General features: G+C 66.3%; 15 protein-coding genes and 1 pseudogene. 8 read left to right on the top strand and 8 right to left on the bottom strand.

Annotation, left to right across the window (positions count from 1 at the left end; all coding sequences use genetic code 11):
* A pseudogene (gene glmU, locus CF68_RS16550) lies at positions 1 to 1,245 on the bottom strand (bifunctional UDP-N-acetylglucosamine diphosphorylase/glucosamine-1-phosphate N-acetyltransferase GlmU); the annotation flags it as partial.
* Positions 1,246 to 1,586: 341 nt separating this feature from the next.
* Here glmU and CF68_RS16545 point away from each other — a divergent pair.
* Positions 1,587 to 2,414 (top strand): DUF6279 family lipoprotein, encoded by an 828-nt coding sequence (locus CF68_RS16545; RefSeq protein ID WP_010813349.1) that lies wholly within the window; start codon positions 1,587 to 1,589, stop codon positions 2,412 to 2,414.
* 251 nt (positions 2,415 to 2,665) lie between these two features.
* Here CF68_RS16545 and ttcA read toward each other — a convergent pair whose 3' ends face one another.
* The 3 genes from ttcA to CF68_RS16530 all read right to left on the bottom strand — a co-directional run bounded on the left by ttcA (position 2,666) and on the right by CF68_RS16530 (position 5,054).
* Positions 2,666 to 3,604 (bottom strand): tRNA 2-thiocytidine(32) synthetase TtcA, encoded by a 939-nt coding sequence (ttcA, locus tag CF68_RS16540; RefSeq protein ID WP_035820628.1) that lies wholly within the window; start codon positions 3,602 to 3,604, stop codon positions 2,666 to 2,668.
* 109 nt (positions 3,605 to 3,713) lie between these two features.
* Positions 3,714 to 4,115, bottom strand: coding sequence for a dihydroneopterin aldolase (locus CF68_RS16535; RefSeq protein WP_011614433.1), 402 nt, complete (start codon positions 4,113 to 4,115; stop codon positions 3,714 to 3,716).
* A gap of 87 nt (positions 4,116 to 4,202) precedes the next feature.
* Positions 4,203 to 5,054 (bottom strand): SDR family oxidoreductase, encoded by an 852-nt coding sequence (locus tag CF68_RS16530; protein WP_084187269.1) that lies wholly within the window; start codon positions 5,052 to 5,054, stop codon positions 4,203 to 4,205.
* Between the two features lie 15 nt (positions 5,055 to 5,069).
* Between CF68_RS16530 and CF68_RS16525 the strand changes: the two genes are divergently transcribed.
* Positions 5,070 to 6,269, top strand: a complete 1,200-nt coding sequence (locus tag CF68_RS16525) for a class I SAM-dependent methyltransferase (protein WP_035820625.1) — start codon at positions 5,070 to 5,072, stop codon at positions 6,267 to 6,269.
* A 16-nt stretch (positions 6,270 to 6,285) separates the two neighbouring features.
* Positions 6,286 to 6,480, top strand: a complete 195-nt coding sequence (locus CF68_RS16520; RefSeq protein ID WP_013955344.1) for a DUF2905 domain-containing protein — start codon at positions 6,286 to 6,288, stop codon at positions 6,478 to 6,480.
* A 9-nt stretch (positions 6,481 to 6,489) separates the two neighbouring features.
* Here CF68_RS16520 and CF68_RS16515 read toward each other — a convergent pair whose 3' ends face one another.
* The 4 genes from CF68_RS16515 to CF68_RS16500 are packed head-to-tail and all read right to left on the bottom strand — an operon-like array spanning position 6,490 to position 10,746.
* Positions 6,490 to 7,344: a carbohydrate ABC transporter permease gene (locus CF68_RS16515; protein ID WP_035820621.1), complete on the bottom strand. Its 855-nt coding sequence runs from the start codon at positions 7,342 to 7,344 to the stop codon at positions 6,490 to 6,492.
* Position 7,345: 1 nt separating this feature from the next.
* Positions 7,346 to 8,293, bottom strand: a complete 948-nt coding sequence (locus CF68_RS16510; RefSeq protein ID WP_035820618.1) for a carbohydrate ABC transporter permease — start codon at positions 8,291 to 8,293, stop codon at positions 7,346 to 7,348.
* The gene (locus CF68_RS16505; RefSeq protein ID WP_035820615.1) at positions 8,290 to 9,318 is read right to left on the bottom strand and encodes an ABC transporter ATP-binding protein; all 1,029 of its coding nucleotides are present in this window, start codon (positions 9,316 to 9,318) and stop codon (positions 8,290 to 8,292) included. The genes CF68_RS16510 and CF68_RS16505 overlap by 4 nt, the downstream gene beginning before the upstream one ends.
* Positions 9,319 to 9,339: 21 nt before the next feature.
* A complete protein-coding gene (locus CF68_RS16500; RefSeq protein WP_035820612.1) occupies positions 9,340 to 10,746 on the bottom strand; it encodes an ABC transporter substrate-binding protein in 1,407 nt (468 codons plus the stop codon).
* Between the two features lie 183 nt (positions 10,747 to 10,929).
* Here CF68_RS16500 and CF68_RS16495 point away from each other — a divergent pair, with 183 nt between their 5' ends.
* Genes CF68_RS16495 through CF68_RS16475 form a run of 5 tightly spaced genes read left to right on the top strand, consistent with a single transcriptional unit; the run spans position 10,930 to position 15,721 of the window.
* The gene (locus tag CF68_RS16495) at positions 10,930 to 12,213 is read left to right on the top strand and encodes an amino acid ABC transporter substrate-binding protein (RefSeq protein ID WP_152548500.1); all 1,284 of its coding nucleotides are present in this window, start codon (positions 10,930 to 10,932) and stop codon (positions 12,211 to 12,213) included.
* Between the two features lie 25 nt (positions 12,214 to 12,238).
* On the top strand, positions 12,239 to 13,135 hold the full coding sequence (locus CF68_RS16490; protein ID WP_035820609.1) for a branched-chain amino acid ABC transporter permease: 897 nt from the start codon (positions 12,239 to 12,241) through the stop codon (positions 13,133 to 13,135).
* Complete coding sequence (locus tag CF68_RS16485) at positions 13,132 to 14,148, top strand: branched-chain amino acid ABC transporter permease (RefSeq protein WP_235205789.1); 1,017 nt, start codon at positions 13,132 to 13,134, stop codon at positions 14,146 to 14,148. The genes CF68_RS16490 and CF68_RS16485 overlap by 4 nt, the downstream gene beginning before the upstream one ends.
* The gene (locus tag CF68_RS16480) at positions 14,145 to 14,891 is read left to right on the top strand and encodes an ABC transporter ATP-binding protein (protein ID WP_035820607.1); all 747 of its coding nucleotides are present in this window, start codon (positions 14,145 to 14,147) and stop codon (positions 14,889 to 14,891) included. Before CF68_RS16485 ends, CF68_RS16480 begins: the two co-directional genes overlap by 4 nt.
* Complete coding sequence (locus CF68_RS16475; protein WP_035820605.1) at positions 14,888 to 15,721, top strand: ABC transporter ATP-binding protein; 834 nt, start codon at positions 14,888 to 14,890, stop codon at positions 15,719 to 15,721. The genes CF68_RS16480 and CF68_RS16475 overlap by 4 nt, the downstream gene beginning before the upstream one ends.
* Positions 15,722 to 15,748: the final 27 nt, after the last annotated feature.

The following is a 15,748-nucleotide window of genomic DNA, read 5'->3' as shown; positions in this document are numbered from 1 at the left end:
CGGTTTGGGGGGGGGCGCCTCCTTGGTCAGCGTGGTGCCGGCGCCCAGCGTGGCGCCGCGGCGCACCGTCACCGGGGCCACCAGCTGGGTGTCGGAGCCGATAAAGACATCGTCCTCGATCACCGTGCGGTGCTTGTTCACCCCGTCATAGTTGCAGGTGATGGTACCCGCGCCAATATTGACGCGCGACCCCACCGTGGCATCGCCCACATAAGCCAGGTGGTTGGCCTTGCTGTGCGCGGCCACCTGCGCGTTCTTGACCTCGACAAAATTGCCGATATGCACGTCCTCGCCCAGCTCGGTGCCAGGGCGCAGCCGCGCGTACGGCCCGATGCGCCCGGCGGGGCCAACCTTCGCCTCGTCGATATGGCAGAACGGGTGCACCTGGGCGCCGGCGCCGACGGTGCTGTTGCGGATCACGCAATGGGCGCCGATGCGCACACCGTCTTCCAGGTGCACGCGCCCTTCGAATACGCAGCCGACATCGATGGTAACGTCGCGCCCGCAGCTCAGTTCGCCGCGCACGTCGATGCGGGCCGGATCCAGCAGCGTCACGCCGGCTTCCAGCAGGCGCCGTGCCTGGTTGCCCTGGTGGATGCGCTCGACCTCGGCCAGCTGCAGCTTGCTGTTGACGCCGAGTGTCTCCCAGATCGCCGCCGGCTGGGCCGAGACGGTCTCCACGCCATCGGCCACGGCGCGCTCGACCGTGTCTGTCAGGTAGTACTCGCCCTGGGCATTGTCGTTGCGCAGCGTCGACAGCCACTTGCGCAGGTGGCCGGTGGGGCACACGATAATGCCGGTGTTGATCTCGCGGATCGCCTTCTCGGCCTCGCTGGCGTCCTTCTGCTCGACAATGCGGACGATGCTGCCCGCGGCATCGCGCACGATGCGGCCATAGCCGGTCGGGTCAGGCATTTCCACGGTCAGCACGCCAAAGCGCTGCGTGCCGGCTTCGGCCACGAGTGCCTGGAGCGTGGCAGCGCTGGTGAGCGGCACGTCACCATACAGAACCAACGTGGGCTGGCTTTCGTCCAACAAGGGAAGTGCCTGCATCACCGCATGGCCCGTGCCCAGCTGCTGGGGCTGTTCGGCAAAGGCGACATCGTCGGCGGCAACGGCCTCGCGCACGCGCCCGGCACCGTGGCCGACCACGACCACCAGCCGCGACGGCGACAGCGCACGTGCCGTGTCCAGGACATGCGCGAGCATGGGCCGGCCGGCTACCGGGTGCAGTACCTTGGGCAAATCGGAATACATCCGCTTGCCCATGCCCGCGGCGAGAATGACGATATTCACAAGGAGACCCCTAAGTGAGTGTGTCCGAAAATATTCTTGAAAACGCCAGCCGGGTGTTTGGCGGACTGCGCCGCCAGGCTTGGCGAAAACGTGCGGCCAGGCCTGCGCATAATCCCGCAATCCCTTGCCAGGACTTGGCTGGCGGCAACCTGGGTAGCCCGGCTGCGATGCGCGCCGATTTTAACATGGCGGTTTCTGCGCATCGGACCGCCGTTTCTGAATTTCACAATTGCTGGGCCCGGCGGATTTTCGCGATTCTGGGCGCGGCGGCCTTGTGCGCCTGCAGCGCCATGAAGCTGGGATACCAGCAGGGCGACCACCTGGCCTACTGGTGGATCGACAACTACGTCGATGTCAGCACGGCCCAGGAACCGCTCACGCGCGAGGCCATTGCGCGCTTTTTTGCCTGGCATCGCAAGGCGCAGTTGCCGGAAATCGCCACCTTGCTGCAGCAGGCCAAGGCCGACGTGCGCCAACCGGTGACCCCGGCCACGGTCGAGCACTTCCAGGATGCCTCGCAGCAACTGGCGCGCAAGTCGTTCGAACAGGCGATGCCCGACCTCGCCGACCTGTTGCTGACGCTGACGCCTGAGCAGATCGGCCGCATGGAAAAGAAATTTGCCGAGGGCAATGCCAAGTACCGCAAGAAATTCCTGAATCCAGACCCTGCCGAGCGCGAGGAAGCGCGCTATGACAAGGTGATGGACTACGCGCGGCTGGTCTACGGCAACTTCTCCAGCGATCAGGAAAAGGCCATCCGCGCCAGGATGGGCCCGGTGGTGCAGAATGCCGAGGCGCGCTACGCCGAGCGCGTCGCCCGGCAGCAGGAATGGCTCAGGATGGTGCGCTACGTGCAGGCCACGCAGCCGCCCAAGGCGCAGGTGATAGACGTGCTGCGCCGCTTCCGCGAATACTGGCAGAACCCGCCAGCCAAGCATGCCGCCAGCCACGAAGCCAGCATCAATGCGGGCATCGCGCTGACCGTGGCCATCGCCAACATGACCACGCCGCAGCAGAAGGCACACGCGCAAGACCGGTTCCAGAAATGGATCGACGACACGCATGCGCTGATACGCGAGAAGGCAAACGCCCCGGTGCAGTCGGCGGCGACGAACTGAGGGCTTTGAACGACCTCTTGTGTACTCCCTCTCCCGCGTGCGGGAGAGGGTTGGGGTGAGGGCCGGAGCTTCTACGGGCGCTATGCTGGATAAAACCGACGGCCCGGCTTGATGTGGTTTCTAGCTAAACCACCCCTCACCCCGGCCCTCTCCCCATGAGGGGGAGGGGAGAGGGAGAACACCTTGCTTAGGCTAGCTCGGGCGGCTTTGGCGCACCCAAAACCGCCGGCAAGCTTACGCTGTCGGCAGTCTTAAGTGCCGGCCTGCTCCGCCGGTGCCGCGGCAGCCGCGGGCGGGCGCTCGAAGCGCACGAACTCCATCCGGTTCTCTTCCACATTGCCGGCAAACATCAGCGGCTGCTGCTGGAAGGTGGTTTCGCCGAACAGTGACGCTTCATCCACCTTGGCCAGGCCGGTGGCCAGCCCGGTGAACGGGAACAGGTCGGTATCGGCCAGGTGCGACGGCACCACGTTGCGCAGCGCCGAGAAGATATTGTCGATACGGCCCGGGTTCTGGCGCTCCCAGTCCTGCAGCATCTCGCTGACCTTCTTGCGCTGCAGGTTTTCCTGCGAGCCGCACAGGTTGCACGGGATGATCGGGAATTCCATGGCGCGCGCGTACGACGCGATGTCCTTCTCCGAGCAGTACGCCAGCGGGCGGATCACGATGTGCTGGCCGTCGTCGGTCGACAGCTTGGGCGGCATCGCCTTCATCTTGCCGCCGAAGAACATGTTCAGGAAGAAGGTCTGGACGATGTCGTCGCGGTGGTGGCCCAGCGCGATCTTGTTGGCGCCCAGCTCCTTGGCGGTGCGGTAGATCACGCCACGCCGCAGGCGCGAGCACAGCGAGCAGGTGGTCTTGCCCTCGGGCACCTTCTCCTTGACGATCGAGTAGGTATCCGCCTCGACGATCACATATTCCACGCCGACCGACTTCAGGTACTCCGGCAGGATGTGTTCCGGGAAGCCGGGCTGCTTCTGGTCCAGGTTCATCGCGATCAGCTTGAACTTGATCGGCGCGCGCTTCTGCAGCGCCATCAGGACCGACAGCATGGTGTACGAGTCCTTGCCGCCACTCATGCAGACCAGCACGGTGTCGCCGTCCTCGATCATGCCGAAGTCGCCGATGGCCTTGCCGGTTTGCGATTGCAGCCTCGTCTCGAGGCGGTAGAAGTTGTTCGAGTGGCTCATGGAGCATCCTGTTGCATGGCGCCCGCCGGATGGAATGGCCGGCGCGGCGCGAAGGGGCAACATTTTACGTCAGGCGCCCGCAAGCTGCAGGCGCGCAGGCACTGGCGGCTCAGGCCTGCTTGATATGGAATACCTCGACGCCGACCGAATCGCAATCCGGGTAGACATCGGGCTTCTCGGTCGACACGCGCACGGCGCGCACCTTGGGGTGCTTGAGCATGGCGCGGGCCACGTCGTCGCACAGCGTTTCCTGCAGGTGCACGTGGCCCTGCGCCATGCGCTCGGCCACGGTGTTGCGCATGAAGTCGTAGTCGACCACTTCGTCGAGCTTGTCGGCCTGCGGGGTGCTCTGCGCCAGCGGCACGAACAGGTCGATATTGATCAGCACCCGCTGTTCGCCCTTCTTCTCGAATTCGTGCACGCCGATATTGATCTGCACTTCGTAGTTGCGCAGGAACATGCGTCGGCAGTCTTGCAGGCTGGGGTGGGAAAGGGCGGCGAGCATGGTCATGAGCGGGCTGCTGAGGGGAAAAAGGAAGCCGCGCCCGGCGGGCGCGGCACATCAGGCACTACGGTATTCGGGTTGCTGGCTTCCAGCTTACTCGGTCAGGAACATCACGTCGCGCGCCAGCGGCATCAGGTGCTGGCCGCCGTCCACGTACAGCGTGGTGCCGGTCACGGCGCGCGCCTGCGCCAGGTAGGCCACCGCCTGGGCGATGTCCTCGGGCGTGGACGACTGGCCCAGCGGAGTCACGCGGTGCGCGCGGCGGAAGCTTTGCTCCGACTGCTCGCCCGACACCAGCGTGATGCCCGGGGCCACGCCCACCACGCGCAGGCGCGGCGCCAGCGCCTGCGCCAGTTGCACCGTGGCGGTCTGCAGCGCGGCCTTGGACAGCGTGTACGACAGGAAGTCCGGGTTCAGGTTATCCAGCTTCTGGTCGAGCAGGTTGATCACCACGCCGCGCGGTTCGGCGGCCTTGTCGTTGCCGGCAGCGGCCGCCAGGGCCTTGTGCAGTTCACGCGCGAGCAGCAGCGGCGCCGCCACGTTGGTGCGCATATGCGTATCCAGCGACGCATATGAGAAGCTGGTCGCCACATCGTACTGGAACAGCGAAGCGTTGTTGACCAGGCAAGTGGGCACGCCCAGCGCGGCGGTGCAATCGGCCACCAGGCGGCCGGTGGCGGCCTCGTCGGCCAGGTCGGCGCGCAGCACCGCGGCACGGCGGCCCAGTGCGCGGATCTGCGTGGCCAGGGCCTCGGCCTCGTCCACCGAGCGATGGCAGTGTACGGCCACGTCCCAGCCCTGCGCCGCCAGTTCAAGCGCGATGGCGCGGCCCAGGCGGCGCGCGCCGCCGGTCACCAGCGCCACGCCGCGGGCGGTGGCGCGCTGGCTACCAGTGCTATGGGTCTGGTCACCGGTCTGGCTGGCAGGAGTCTTGGATGCGGGCATTGCTACAATCGCAGGATGCAGAAAGCCGCTAGTCTACCCCTTCCCCCCGCCGACGCGCAGGCCGCGTCCGATACCCTTACCGCTCGCATTGGCGAATCCATCGATGCGGCCGGCGGCTGGATCGGCTTCGACCGCTATATGGCGCTGGCGCTGTACGCGCCCGGCCTGGGCTATTACAGCGGCGGTTCGGCCAAGTTCGGGCGCGATGCCCGCGACGGCAGCGATTTCATCACCGCCCCGGAGCTGAGCCCTTTTTTCGCGCGCACGCTGGCGCGCCAGTTCGCGCCGCTGCTGGCGCAGGGAATGCCGCGCATGCTGGAATTCGGCGCCGGCACCGGCCGGCTGGCTGCGGACCTGCTGCTGGGGCTGGAGCAGGAAGGCCAGTCGCCGGACACCTACGCCATCGTCGAGCTGTCGGGCGAACTGCGCGCGCGCCAGCAGGCCACGCTGGCGCAGCGCGCGCCGCACCTGGCGGACCGCGTCACCTGGCTTGATACGCTGCCTGCTAGCTTTGAAGGCGTGATCGTCGGCAATGAAGTGCTGGATGCGATGCCGGTACAGCTCTACGCACGCAGCGGTGGCCGCTGGCATGAGCGCGGCGTAGTGCACAGCGTAGTGCGCAGCGACGATGCCGCCCCCGCCTTCCGCTTCGAGGACCGCCCGCTGGCCGATGCCGACGTGCCCGAGGCACTGCGCGCTATCCCCGGCGACCACGACCTCGTCACCGAGACCCATGCCGAAGCCGAGGGCTTTACCCGCGCGGTCGGCGCCATGCTGGCGCGCGGCGCGGCCTTCTTTATCGACTACGGCTTCCCGGCGGGCGAGTACTACCACCCGCAGCGCGCCGGCGGCACGCTGATGTGCCACTACCGCCATCATGCGCACCCGGACCCGTTCCTGTACCCGGGCCTGCAGGACATCACCGCGCACGTGAATTTCAGCGGCATTGCGCTCGCCGCGGTGGATGCGGGACTGACCGTGGCGGGCTTTGCCTCGCAGGCGCGCTTCCTGATGAATGCAGGCATCACCGAGCTGCTGATGGCGCTGGACCCGTCCGACGCCCGCGCCTTCCTGCCGCAGGCCAATGCGGTGCAGAAGCTGTTGTCAGAAGCCGAGATGGGCGAGCTGTTCAAGGTGATCGCGCTCACGCGCGGCCTGGACGACAGCGAACCGATGGACGGCTTTGCCCGCGGCGACCGCTGCCATACCCTGTAACGGCACCGGAGCCGCCATGCTGCGCTGGACCCTGACGATTTTCCTGAGCGTGATCATCCTGTCCGCGGCGCTGCCATGGCTGCAGAAGGTCGGGCTGGGGCGGCTGCCTGGCGATGTGCGCTTCCGGCTGTTCGGGCGCGAGTTTGTACTGCCGTTTGCTTCGACGATCCTGCTGTCGATGGTGGCGCTGGTGATCGGCAAGCTGCTTTAGTCCACCGAATCACTTGATCGCGCCGACAGTAAACCCCGCGACGAAGCGGTCAAGGAAACTGTTGTAGAGCGCAGCGACCGGCACGCTGACGATCAGGCAGGCGCCCATCAGCGAACCCCAGAAATAGACATCGCCCCGCACCAGGAAGGTCGGCACGCCGACGCTCACCGTGTACTGCGACGAACTGGTGATGAAGGTCAGCGCATAGACGAATTCCTGCATCGCCAGCGTCGCGCTGAAGATGACCACGGTCAGTATCCCGCTCGACGACAGCGGCACCACCACCTTCAGGAACGCGCCGAAGCGGCTCAGGCCGTCCATCATCGCGGCTTCCTCGATGTCGCGCGGCACCGCCTTGAAGAACCCCATCATCAGCCAGCTGCAGAACGGCACCGTGAAGCTGGGGTACACCAGCACCAGCGACCACAGCGAGTCCTGCAGGCCCAGTACGCCGATGATGCGCGAGAACGGGATGAACAGGATGGTGGGCGGAATCAGGTAGGTCAGGAAGATGCCGATGGCCCACTGCCGGCCCCATCGCCCTGACAGCCGGGCCAGGCTATAGCCGGCGGGCACGGCCAGCAGCAGCGTGATCAGCACCACGCCTACGGCCACGACCAGGGTATTGAACAGCCAGCGCAGATAGCGGGTCTCGCCGAACAGGATCCGCAGGTTCTCCATCGTGGGCGGCAGGTTGAACAGGAACGGGTTGTTGGCGGTGTTGATCAGGTCGTGCACATCCTTGAAGGTCGTGATCAGCATCCAGTAGAAGGGAAACGCGCAGAACGTCGCAAATGCGGCGATGACGCCGAAATGGGCGCCGCGCGCGGCCCAGCGTCGCCAGGTGATGGCAGCTGGGCGCATTTCAGGTCACCTCGGTGCGGCGCGCCACGGTCAGTAGCACGATCACGACCGCCACCAGCACCGGGAACAGGAACAGCGAGATGGCGGCCCCTTCCGCCAGGTCGCCGCCCTGGATGCCGGTGAAGAAGGCCAGGCTGGCCAGCACCTGGGTGGTGTCGTATGGGCCGCCGCGGGTCAGCACGTAGATGATGATCATGTCGGTGAAGGTGAAGACGATGCCGAACAGCAGCGCCACCAGCATGATGGGCATCACCAGCGGAATGTTGATGAGGAACAGGTGCCGCCAGAAGCCGGCGCCATCCATGGCGGCGGCGTCGTGGATGTCCTGCGGGATGCCGCTCAGGCCGGCGAGGATGATCACCGTGGCCAGTGGCAGCAGGCGCCAGACATCCACCACGATGACCGAGGCCATCGCCAGGTCCGGCTGGCCGAGCCACACCGGCCAGTTGCGCGGCCCCAGCACGCCGATCGCGGCCAGGGTCCAGTTGATGATGCTGTAGACCGGATCGAAGATCCACAGCCAGCCGATGGTGCCGAGCGAGATCGGCGCCACCCACGGCAGCAGGATCAGCAACCGCACCAGCCATTTGCCGCGGAAGTCCTGGTACAGGGCCATTGCCAGCATCTTGGCCAGCACCACCACCAGCGCCTGCGACACCAGCGTGAATACCAGCGCATTGCGCAGCGAACGCCAGAACGTATTGCTTTCCAGAACGCGCCGGAAGTTCTCCAGGCCGACGAAGTGCAGCACCTGGCTGCCTACCGTGGCATCCGAAAGGCTGTAGTAGATCGACAGCATGAACGGAAAGCCGACCAGCAGCGCGATGTAGATCACCGCCGGGGCCAGCATGGCGCGGCCGAGCCAGCGGTCGTCGTCGGCCAGGCGCTGCGCGGGCTGGCGCGCCTGGTCCTGCGCGGGCTGCCCGGTGGCGATGTGCTGCGGCTTCACGGTGCGGCTCCCAGGCTGGCCCCGGATTTCGCATCGAAGCGGCGCAGGTCGCGCTCGCGCACCACGAACCGGTGGCCGGTGCCGGCCTCGATCGGGACCGTCACCGTGCAGGGAATGCGCGAGACCACGCTGGCCGGCGGCAGCGGCGCTTCCAGCTTGCCGTACACCAGGCGGTCCGAGCCCAGGTTCTCGATGCGCGTCACGTCCACAGCAAAGGCGCGCAGCGCATCCGCCGCAGGATAGGCTTCGCGCGGCAGGAAATGCTCGGGCCGGAACCCGGTCACGACCCCGTCGGCCTCGATCAGGTTCATCGGCGGCGAGCCGATAAAGGTGGCGACGAAGAGATTGGCGGGATGCTCATAGACCTCCTGCGGCGTGCCGATCTGGTGAATCCTGCCGTGGTCGAGGATGGCAATGCGATCGCCCAGGCCCAGCGCCTCGATCTGGTCATGCGTCACGTAGATGGTAGTGATGGCCAGCCGGCGCTGGAACCGTTGCAGCTCGTCGCGCGCCGAGGTCCGGAGCTTGGCATCCAGATTGGACAAGGGCTCGTCGAGCAGGAACGCCACCGGCTCGCGCACCACCGCACGCGCCAGCGCCACCCGCTGGCGCTCGCCGCCGGACAGCTGGCGCGGCTTGCGTTGCAGCAGATGGCCGATGCCGAACAATTGCGCGGCCCAGTCCACCTTGCGCCCGACCTCCTCACGCGACATGTGCCTGGCCCGCAGCGGGAAGGCGATGTTGTCGAACACATTGAGGTGCGGGTACAGGGCGTAGCTCTGGAACACCATCGCCATGTTGCGCAGCCTGGGCGGCAGCGCCGTAACGACGCGGCCGTCCACCAGGATATCGCCGTGGCTGGGCGCCTCGAGCCCGGCAATCAGGCGCAGCAGCGTGGTCTTGCCGGAGCCGGACGGCCCCAGCAGGACCAGGAACTCGGCATCGCGGGCGCCAAGGTCGACGTTATCGACCGCGTTGGCGCCATCGAAATGCTTGGTGAGCGAGCGAACTTCTACCGAAGCCATATCCCCATATCCAGCCGCGCGCTACACCATGCCCTTGTCGCGCCACTTGGAGAAAATGCGCTTGCACGCGGCATCGGCGATCCGGACCGCGTTCTCCGGCGTCTCGTCGCCCGTGGCTGCCTTGGCGAACATGGTATTGAGGACCCAGGTATTGAAGATCTCGTCGACGGCGGCGTTGGCGTAGCCGGGGTAGCCGACATTGGTCGCCTGGTTCATCAGCGCGCCGAGCACCTTGTACTTGTCGCGCGGCGTGGCCTTCTGGTCGTCGGCGATCAGCTTCTGCAGGTCGGGCACGGTGCTGGGGAAGCAGGGGAAGTTGTAGAACTCGCTGCCCAGGAAGCCCTGCCGGAAGTTGTCGATATAGTCGACCAGGAACTTCTTCGCGCCAGCGATGTTCTCGGCAAATTTCCAGATCACGTAGCAGTCCATCACGTGCTCCAGCGCGATGCGCCGCACCGGCCCCTGCAAGGCCTGCGTAAGCCAGATGTCGCGCGCAATCGGCAGGTTCTTGTTCTCGCCCTCGCGGGTGATGGAGATGGCGTTCAGGCAGAGCGAGATCTTGCCGGCCAGCATGGCGCGGTTGTTGGACGATGGGTCCCATGCCAGCACTTCCGGCGTCATGGCCTCCTGGTACAGCGCCTTGACGAACTTCACCGCTTCCAGGGTGTTCTTCGAGTTCAGCACCACGGTGTGCCGGTCGTCCTGGATCGAGCCGCCGAAGGAATACAGGATGGCGCGCATCGCCATCGCGGTGTCGAGTTCCGCGGACAGCCCGACGCCAACCGGAATGCCGTGCTTGGCCTTGATCTTGCGGCCGGCTGCGAGGATGTCCAGCCAGGTGTCCGGCGGCTTCATGCCGACATCGTCCCAGAGGTCCTTGCGGTAGTTGATCGGGTCCGGCACGAAGCTGTCAGAGAAGCCGAAGTACTTCTTCGTCTTCGGGTTGTACGTGCTCTTGATCGCCAGCTCCATCGGCTTGCCATGCTTGCGCTGGCATTCCTCGTAGAGTTCGCGATGGTCGATCACCTGCTCCTCGTAGACTGGCGGCGGCGACAGGAACATGAACAGGTCGTGCCCTTTCTGTGCCGACACTTCGGCGGCGGCACGCGTGGCCAGAGCGGGAATGCCGACGTGGTCGACCACCACCTCGGTGTCATTCTTCTGGCCCCACTGCTTCACATAGGTGTCGTCGAACCACTTGTCGTAGCCCGGCACGAAGTGGTTCCACTGCAGGATCTTGAGGGTGTGCTTGGCCGCACGGGCATTCCTGGGGATAAGGAAGGGTCCGAGGCCGGCCGCAAGCCCGACGGCGCCCGTGGTCCGGATGAATCTGCGCCTGCCGGTGTTGGTGTCCGCGGTGTCGGTATCCGCATAGGTGCTGGTGGCGACGGCCGTATCGGTACCACCTGGATGCGCTGTCTTGGCCATGGCTATCTCCTTGTACGAGAAAGCGGTCGGCTCCCACCCCGGTTCAGGTAGCCAGCATCTTAAGGGTAGGCTTCATTTCATGAATAGGAAATCCCGATACATGTCATGAAGTGATGGAACCGTGACTTGCAGCCCTTCCCCTTTCCGAAATGAGTCCTAAGCTGGAAAGAGTGAGGAGGTGATATGAAAACCGCATCCACACGCAGCTTGCCAGCCGGTGCCAGGCGCGCCATCCACATACGCCTTGCCACCCTCTGCACCCTGGCCGGCCTTGGCCTGGCCCTGTCGTTCCCCGTGGCAGCCAAGGTGGAGGGCGACACCATCGTCCTCGGCGCCGCGGTCTCGCTGACCGGCAAGTACTCCACCAATGGCAATAACACCCAGGACGGCTACAACCTTGCCGTCAAGCGCGTCAACGAGATGGGCGGCGTCAAGGTCGACGGCAAGGCCTACAAGCTGAAGATCATTTTCTACGACGACGAATCGACCTCCGCGCGCGGCGCACAGCTGGCCGAACGGCTGATCAACCAGGACGGCGTCAAGTTCGTGCTGGGGCCATACAGTTCCGGCCTCACCAAGGCGATCGCCCCGGTCACGGAGAAGTACCGGATCCCGATGGTCGAGGGCAACGGCGCGGACCGCAACCTGTTCACGCAGGGCTACCGCTACATGTTCGCGGTGCTCAATACCTCCGACTACTACCTGCGCGCCGCCATCACCCTTGCTGCCGAGGAAGCGCAGCGGGCAGGCAAGTCGCCGAAGAGCCTCAAGGTGGCCATCGCCATCGAGAACGACAACTTCTCGCAGGACGTGCGCGACGGCGTGGAAGAGGATGCGAAACGCCTGGGCATGCAGGTGGTGATCGACGACAAGCTGCCGCCCGAGCTGAACGACATGTCGGCCACGCTGGCCAAGGTGAAGGCGCTCAAGCCGGACATCCTGGTGGTATCCGGGCATGAGAAGGGCGCGGTGCTGGCGGTGCGGCAGGTGGCGGAGATGCGCATCGATGTGCCGATGCTGGCGCTGACCCACTGCGACTCCGCGCAGATCATCGAGAAGTTCGGCAAGAGCGCCGAATTCGCGGTGTGCGGCTCGCAATGGGACCGCACGCTCAGCTACAAGGACCGCTGGTTCGGCACGGCCGACCAGTACGCGCAGCGCTTCGAGAAGGAGTACCACTACGAGGCGCCATACCAGGCGGCCGAGTCCACCGCCGCGGTGCTGGCCTTCGTCGACGCATTCGAGCGCGCCGCCTCGTTCGATACGGAGAAGGTCCGCGATGCCCTGGCAAAAACCGACCTGATGACGTTCTACGGCCCGCTCAGGTTCGACCAGAGCGGCAAGAACATCGCCAAGTCGATGGTGCTGTACCAGGTACAGGACGGCAAGTTCAAGGTGGTCGCGCCGGGCAAGTGGGCGTCGTCGAAGGTCATCTATCCGGCTCCTGCCTGGGCGCGGCGCAAATAGAGGGCTGCCGCGCGGCCTGACGCAGATGACCAATCTCGCGGTCCTCTTCCAGAGTCCTGAGCTGAACCTGCAGCTCGTAGTGGATGGCCTGCTGGCCGGCGCGATCTTTGCGCTGGCCGCCTACGGCATGGCGCTGGTATGGGGCGTGATGAACCTCATCAACGTGGCCCAGGGCGAGCTGGTGATGCTGGGCGGCTATATCGTGATCTGGCTGGTTGGCAAGGGCGTGCCCGCAATGCTGGCCGTGCCGGTTGCCGCAGCGGTGATGTATTGCGTGGGCTGGGGACTCTATCGCATCGTCATCTTCCGGCTGGTCGAGCGCGATCTCTTTGTCTCGGTGCTGGCCACCTTCGGCCTGAGCATCGTGCTGCAGCAGCTCGCCAACCTTGCTTTCGGCGCCAACGTGCGCACGCTCGATGCGGGGCTGGGCAGCCTGTTGCTGCCGGTCGGACTGGTGGTGCCGAAGATCAAGCTGGCGGCGTTCGCCGCAGCCCTGGCGCTGGGCGCCGGCCTGATGCTGTTCCTCAGGCATTCCCGCCGCGGCCAGGCGATCCGGGCTACCGCCCAGAACGCGCGCGCTGCCCGTGTGCTGGGGGTGGACGCCGATCGCATCTACGCCTCGACCTTCGCCCTCAATGCCGCCATCTGCGGCGCGGCGGGCGGGCTGGTGGCAATGACGTGGATCATCCACCCCTACCTGGGCCTGCCCTATACCGTGCGCGCCTTCATGATCGTGGTGGTGGCCGGGCTGGGCAGCATGCTGCCGGTGCTCGGCGCCGGCGGCGGGCTGGGCATTGCCGAGAACTATGCCGGCTTCCTGCTCGGCACCGAATACCAGACCGCCTTCCTCTATGCGCTGCTGGTGGTGATCCTGGTAAGCCGCAACCTGATGCTGCGCCGGCGGCGCGGCTACCTGCGATGAACCCGCACCTGCGCGGCGCGCGCCGGTCCGCATCGGAGGTCCCGGCCACCTCCCCGGTGGCCTGGCTGGCGCTGCTTGCGGGCAGCCTGGGCGCGCTGATCGCGCCGTGGCTGTTCGCCGGCATCACCACGCAACTGACCTTTCTCTGGCTGATGGTGCTGTTCGCGCTGACGTGGGACGTGATGGGCGGGCAGATGGGCTACAACTCCTTCGGCAACATCGTGTTCTTCGGCGTGGGCGCCTATGTCTGCGCGGTGGCGCAGCGCGACTTCGGGCTGGGCTACTTCGCCGGCCTGGCGGCGGGTACCGGCCTGGCGGCGCTGGCGGCCGTGGCGGCGGCGCTGGCGCTGGGTCCGGCCATGCTGGGCTTGCGCGGCCACTACTTCGCCATCGGCACGCTGGGCCTGGGCATCGCCTTCGCCGACGCCGCCGCTGGCTGGGACTTCATCGGCGCGGGATCGGGCATGACGCTGCCGCTGTTCCCTGGTGCTGCCGGCAGCCGCGAGCCGTTCTTCTACTACGCGATGCTGGTGCTGGCCGTGGTGACCCTGCTGTCGCTGCGCTGGCTCTATGCGCGGCCATTCGGTCTCGCGCTCAATGCCATCCGCGACGACGAGGACAAGGCCGAGGCGCTCGGCCTGCACACCACGCGCTACAAGATCCTGGCCTGGTGCGTGTGCGCCCTCTTCCTCGGCATGGCGGGCGCCCTGGCGGGCAACCTGGTGGGCTTCATCGATCCGCGGGAGCTGGCCTTTGCCGGCGCCACCTTCGGCGTGTGGATGGTGGTGATGGCAATCCTGGGCGGCAAGGGCACGCTGTGGGGCCCGGTGATCGGCGCCGCGCTGTTCCACCTGACCCAGGAGCTGTTCTGGACTTACCTGCTGAACTGGCAGCGCGTTGCGCTGGGCGTGCTGATCGTGCTGATCGTGGTGCTGTTCCCGACCGGCATCATGGGCTGGCTGCGCGACTACAGTGCCAACCGCCGCCGCATCACGGGGAGTGCCGCGCCATGACCGACCTGCTTGCGGTGCGCGGCGTCAGCAAGCGCTTCGGCGGCGTCGTCGCCAACCATGACATCTCCCTGCAGGTGCCGCACGGCAGCATCGTGGGCCTGATCGGGCCGAACGGTTCGGGCAAGACGACCCTGTTCAATTCGATCGTCGGCTACCACCCGATCGACGGCGGATCGATCGCGTTCGACGGGCGCGAGATCTCGCGGCTGCGCGTTCCCGAGATTGCGCGCCTGGGCCTGGTGCGCACCTTCCAGCAGACGCGGGTGTTCGGCAAGATGAGCTGCCTGCAGAACCTGCTGGTCAGCGTGCCACATGTGCATGAAGGACTCGCCGCCATGTGCACGCGGCAGGCACCTGCGGTGACGGAGCGGGCCCGGCAGACCCTGCGCATGGCCGGGTTGCAGGACCACGCGGACCAGCGCGGCGCCGACCTCTCGTTCGGGCAGCAGAAGCTGCTCGAGATCTGCATGGCCCTGATGAACGAGCCCAGGCTGCTGCTGCTCGATGAGCCGACCGCCGGCGTGAACCCGGTGATGATCGACAGCCTGATCGCGCTGCTCAGGGACATCAACGCGCGGCTGGGCATCACGCTGCTGGTGATCGAACACAACATGCGGGTGATGATGCAGCTGGCCGGCCACATCTATTGCCTGGCGCATGGCGAGGTGCTGGCGCAGGGATCGCCGGCGCAGATCACTGCCAACCGCGCGGTGATCGAGGCCTACCTGGGAGGACAGCCATGATCAGCGCGCACACCGCGGCCCAGCCGGCTATCCACGCGCCTGCCGCCACGCTCGCCGCAGCGCTCTCGCGTCCCCGGCCAACGATCGAGCAACTCGGGCAACTGGCCGGCGGCACGCCGATGGTCGCCGTGGACAACCTGGTCGCCGGCTATGGCGGCATGGAGATCCTGCACGGCTTCAGCCTGCGCGTGGCGCGCGGCGGTTCGCTGTGCCTGATCGGCCCGAACGGCGCGGGCAAGTCCACCGTGCTGCGCGCCATCTACGGCCTGGCCCGGGTCATGTCGGGCAGCATCACCGTGGACGGCATGCCTGTCACCCAGCTGCGCGCCGAGCAGAAACTCCGGCAGGCGGGCTTGGCCTACGTGCTGCAGGAGGGCTCGATTTTTCCCGATATGACAGTCGAGGAGAACCTGGCGATGGGCGGCTATCTGATGCGGCACCCGCGCGACGCGGCGGCAGCCGCCGAGCGCATCTTCCAGCGCCACGACGCGCTCGCGCAGCGGCGCGGCCAGCGCGCCAGCGTGCTTTCCGGCGGCGAGCGCAGGCTGCTGGAAATTTCGCGCGCGCTGATGATGGATCCGGCTGTATTGCTGGTGGACGAGCCCTCGATCGGGCTGGAGCCGCGCTATGTCGACATGGTGTTCGAGCTGCTGCGCCATCTGCAGCTTGAGGAAGGCAAGACCATCATCCTGGTCGAGCAGAACGCCCGCAAAGGGCTCTCATTCGCCGACCTCGGCTATGTGCTGGTGGCCGGGCAGCTGGCCATGGCCGGCACCGGTGACGAACTGAGCCGGGACCCGGAGGTCGGCCGGCTGTTTCTTGGCGCCTGAGCCACCGCTGCGGTGCGGCGCCGGCTT

The sequence above is a fragment of the Cupriavidus sp. SK-4 genome (assembly GCF_000611125.1).
Taxonomy (GTDB): Bacteria; Pseudomonadota; Gammaproteobacteria; order Burkholderiales; family Burkholderiaceae; genus Cupriavidus; species Cupriavidus necator.
Note: the sequence above shows the minus strand (reverse complement) of the source record. Positions and strands in the feature narration are given on the sequence as shown.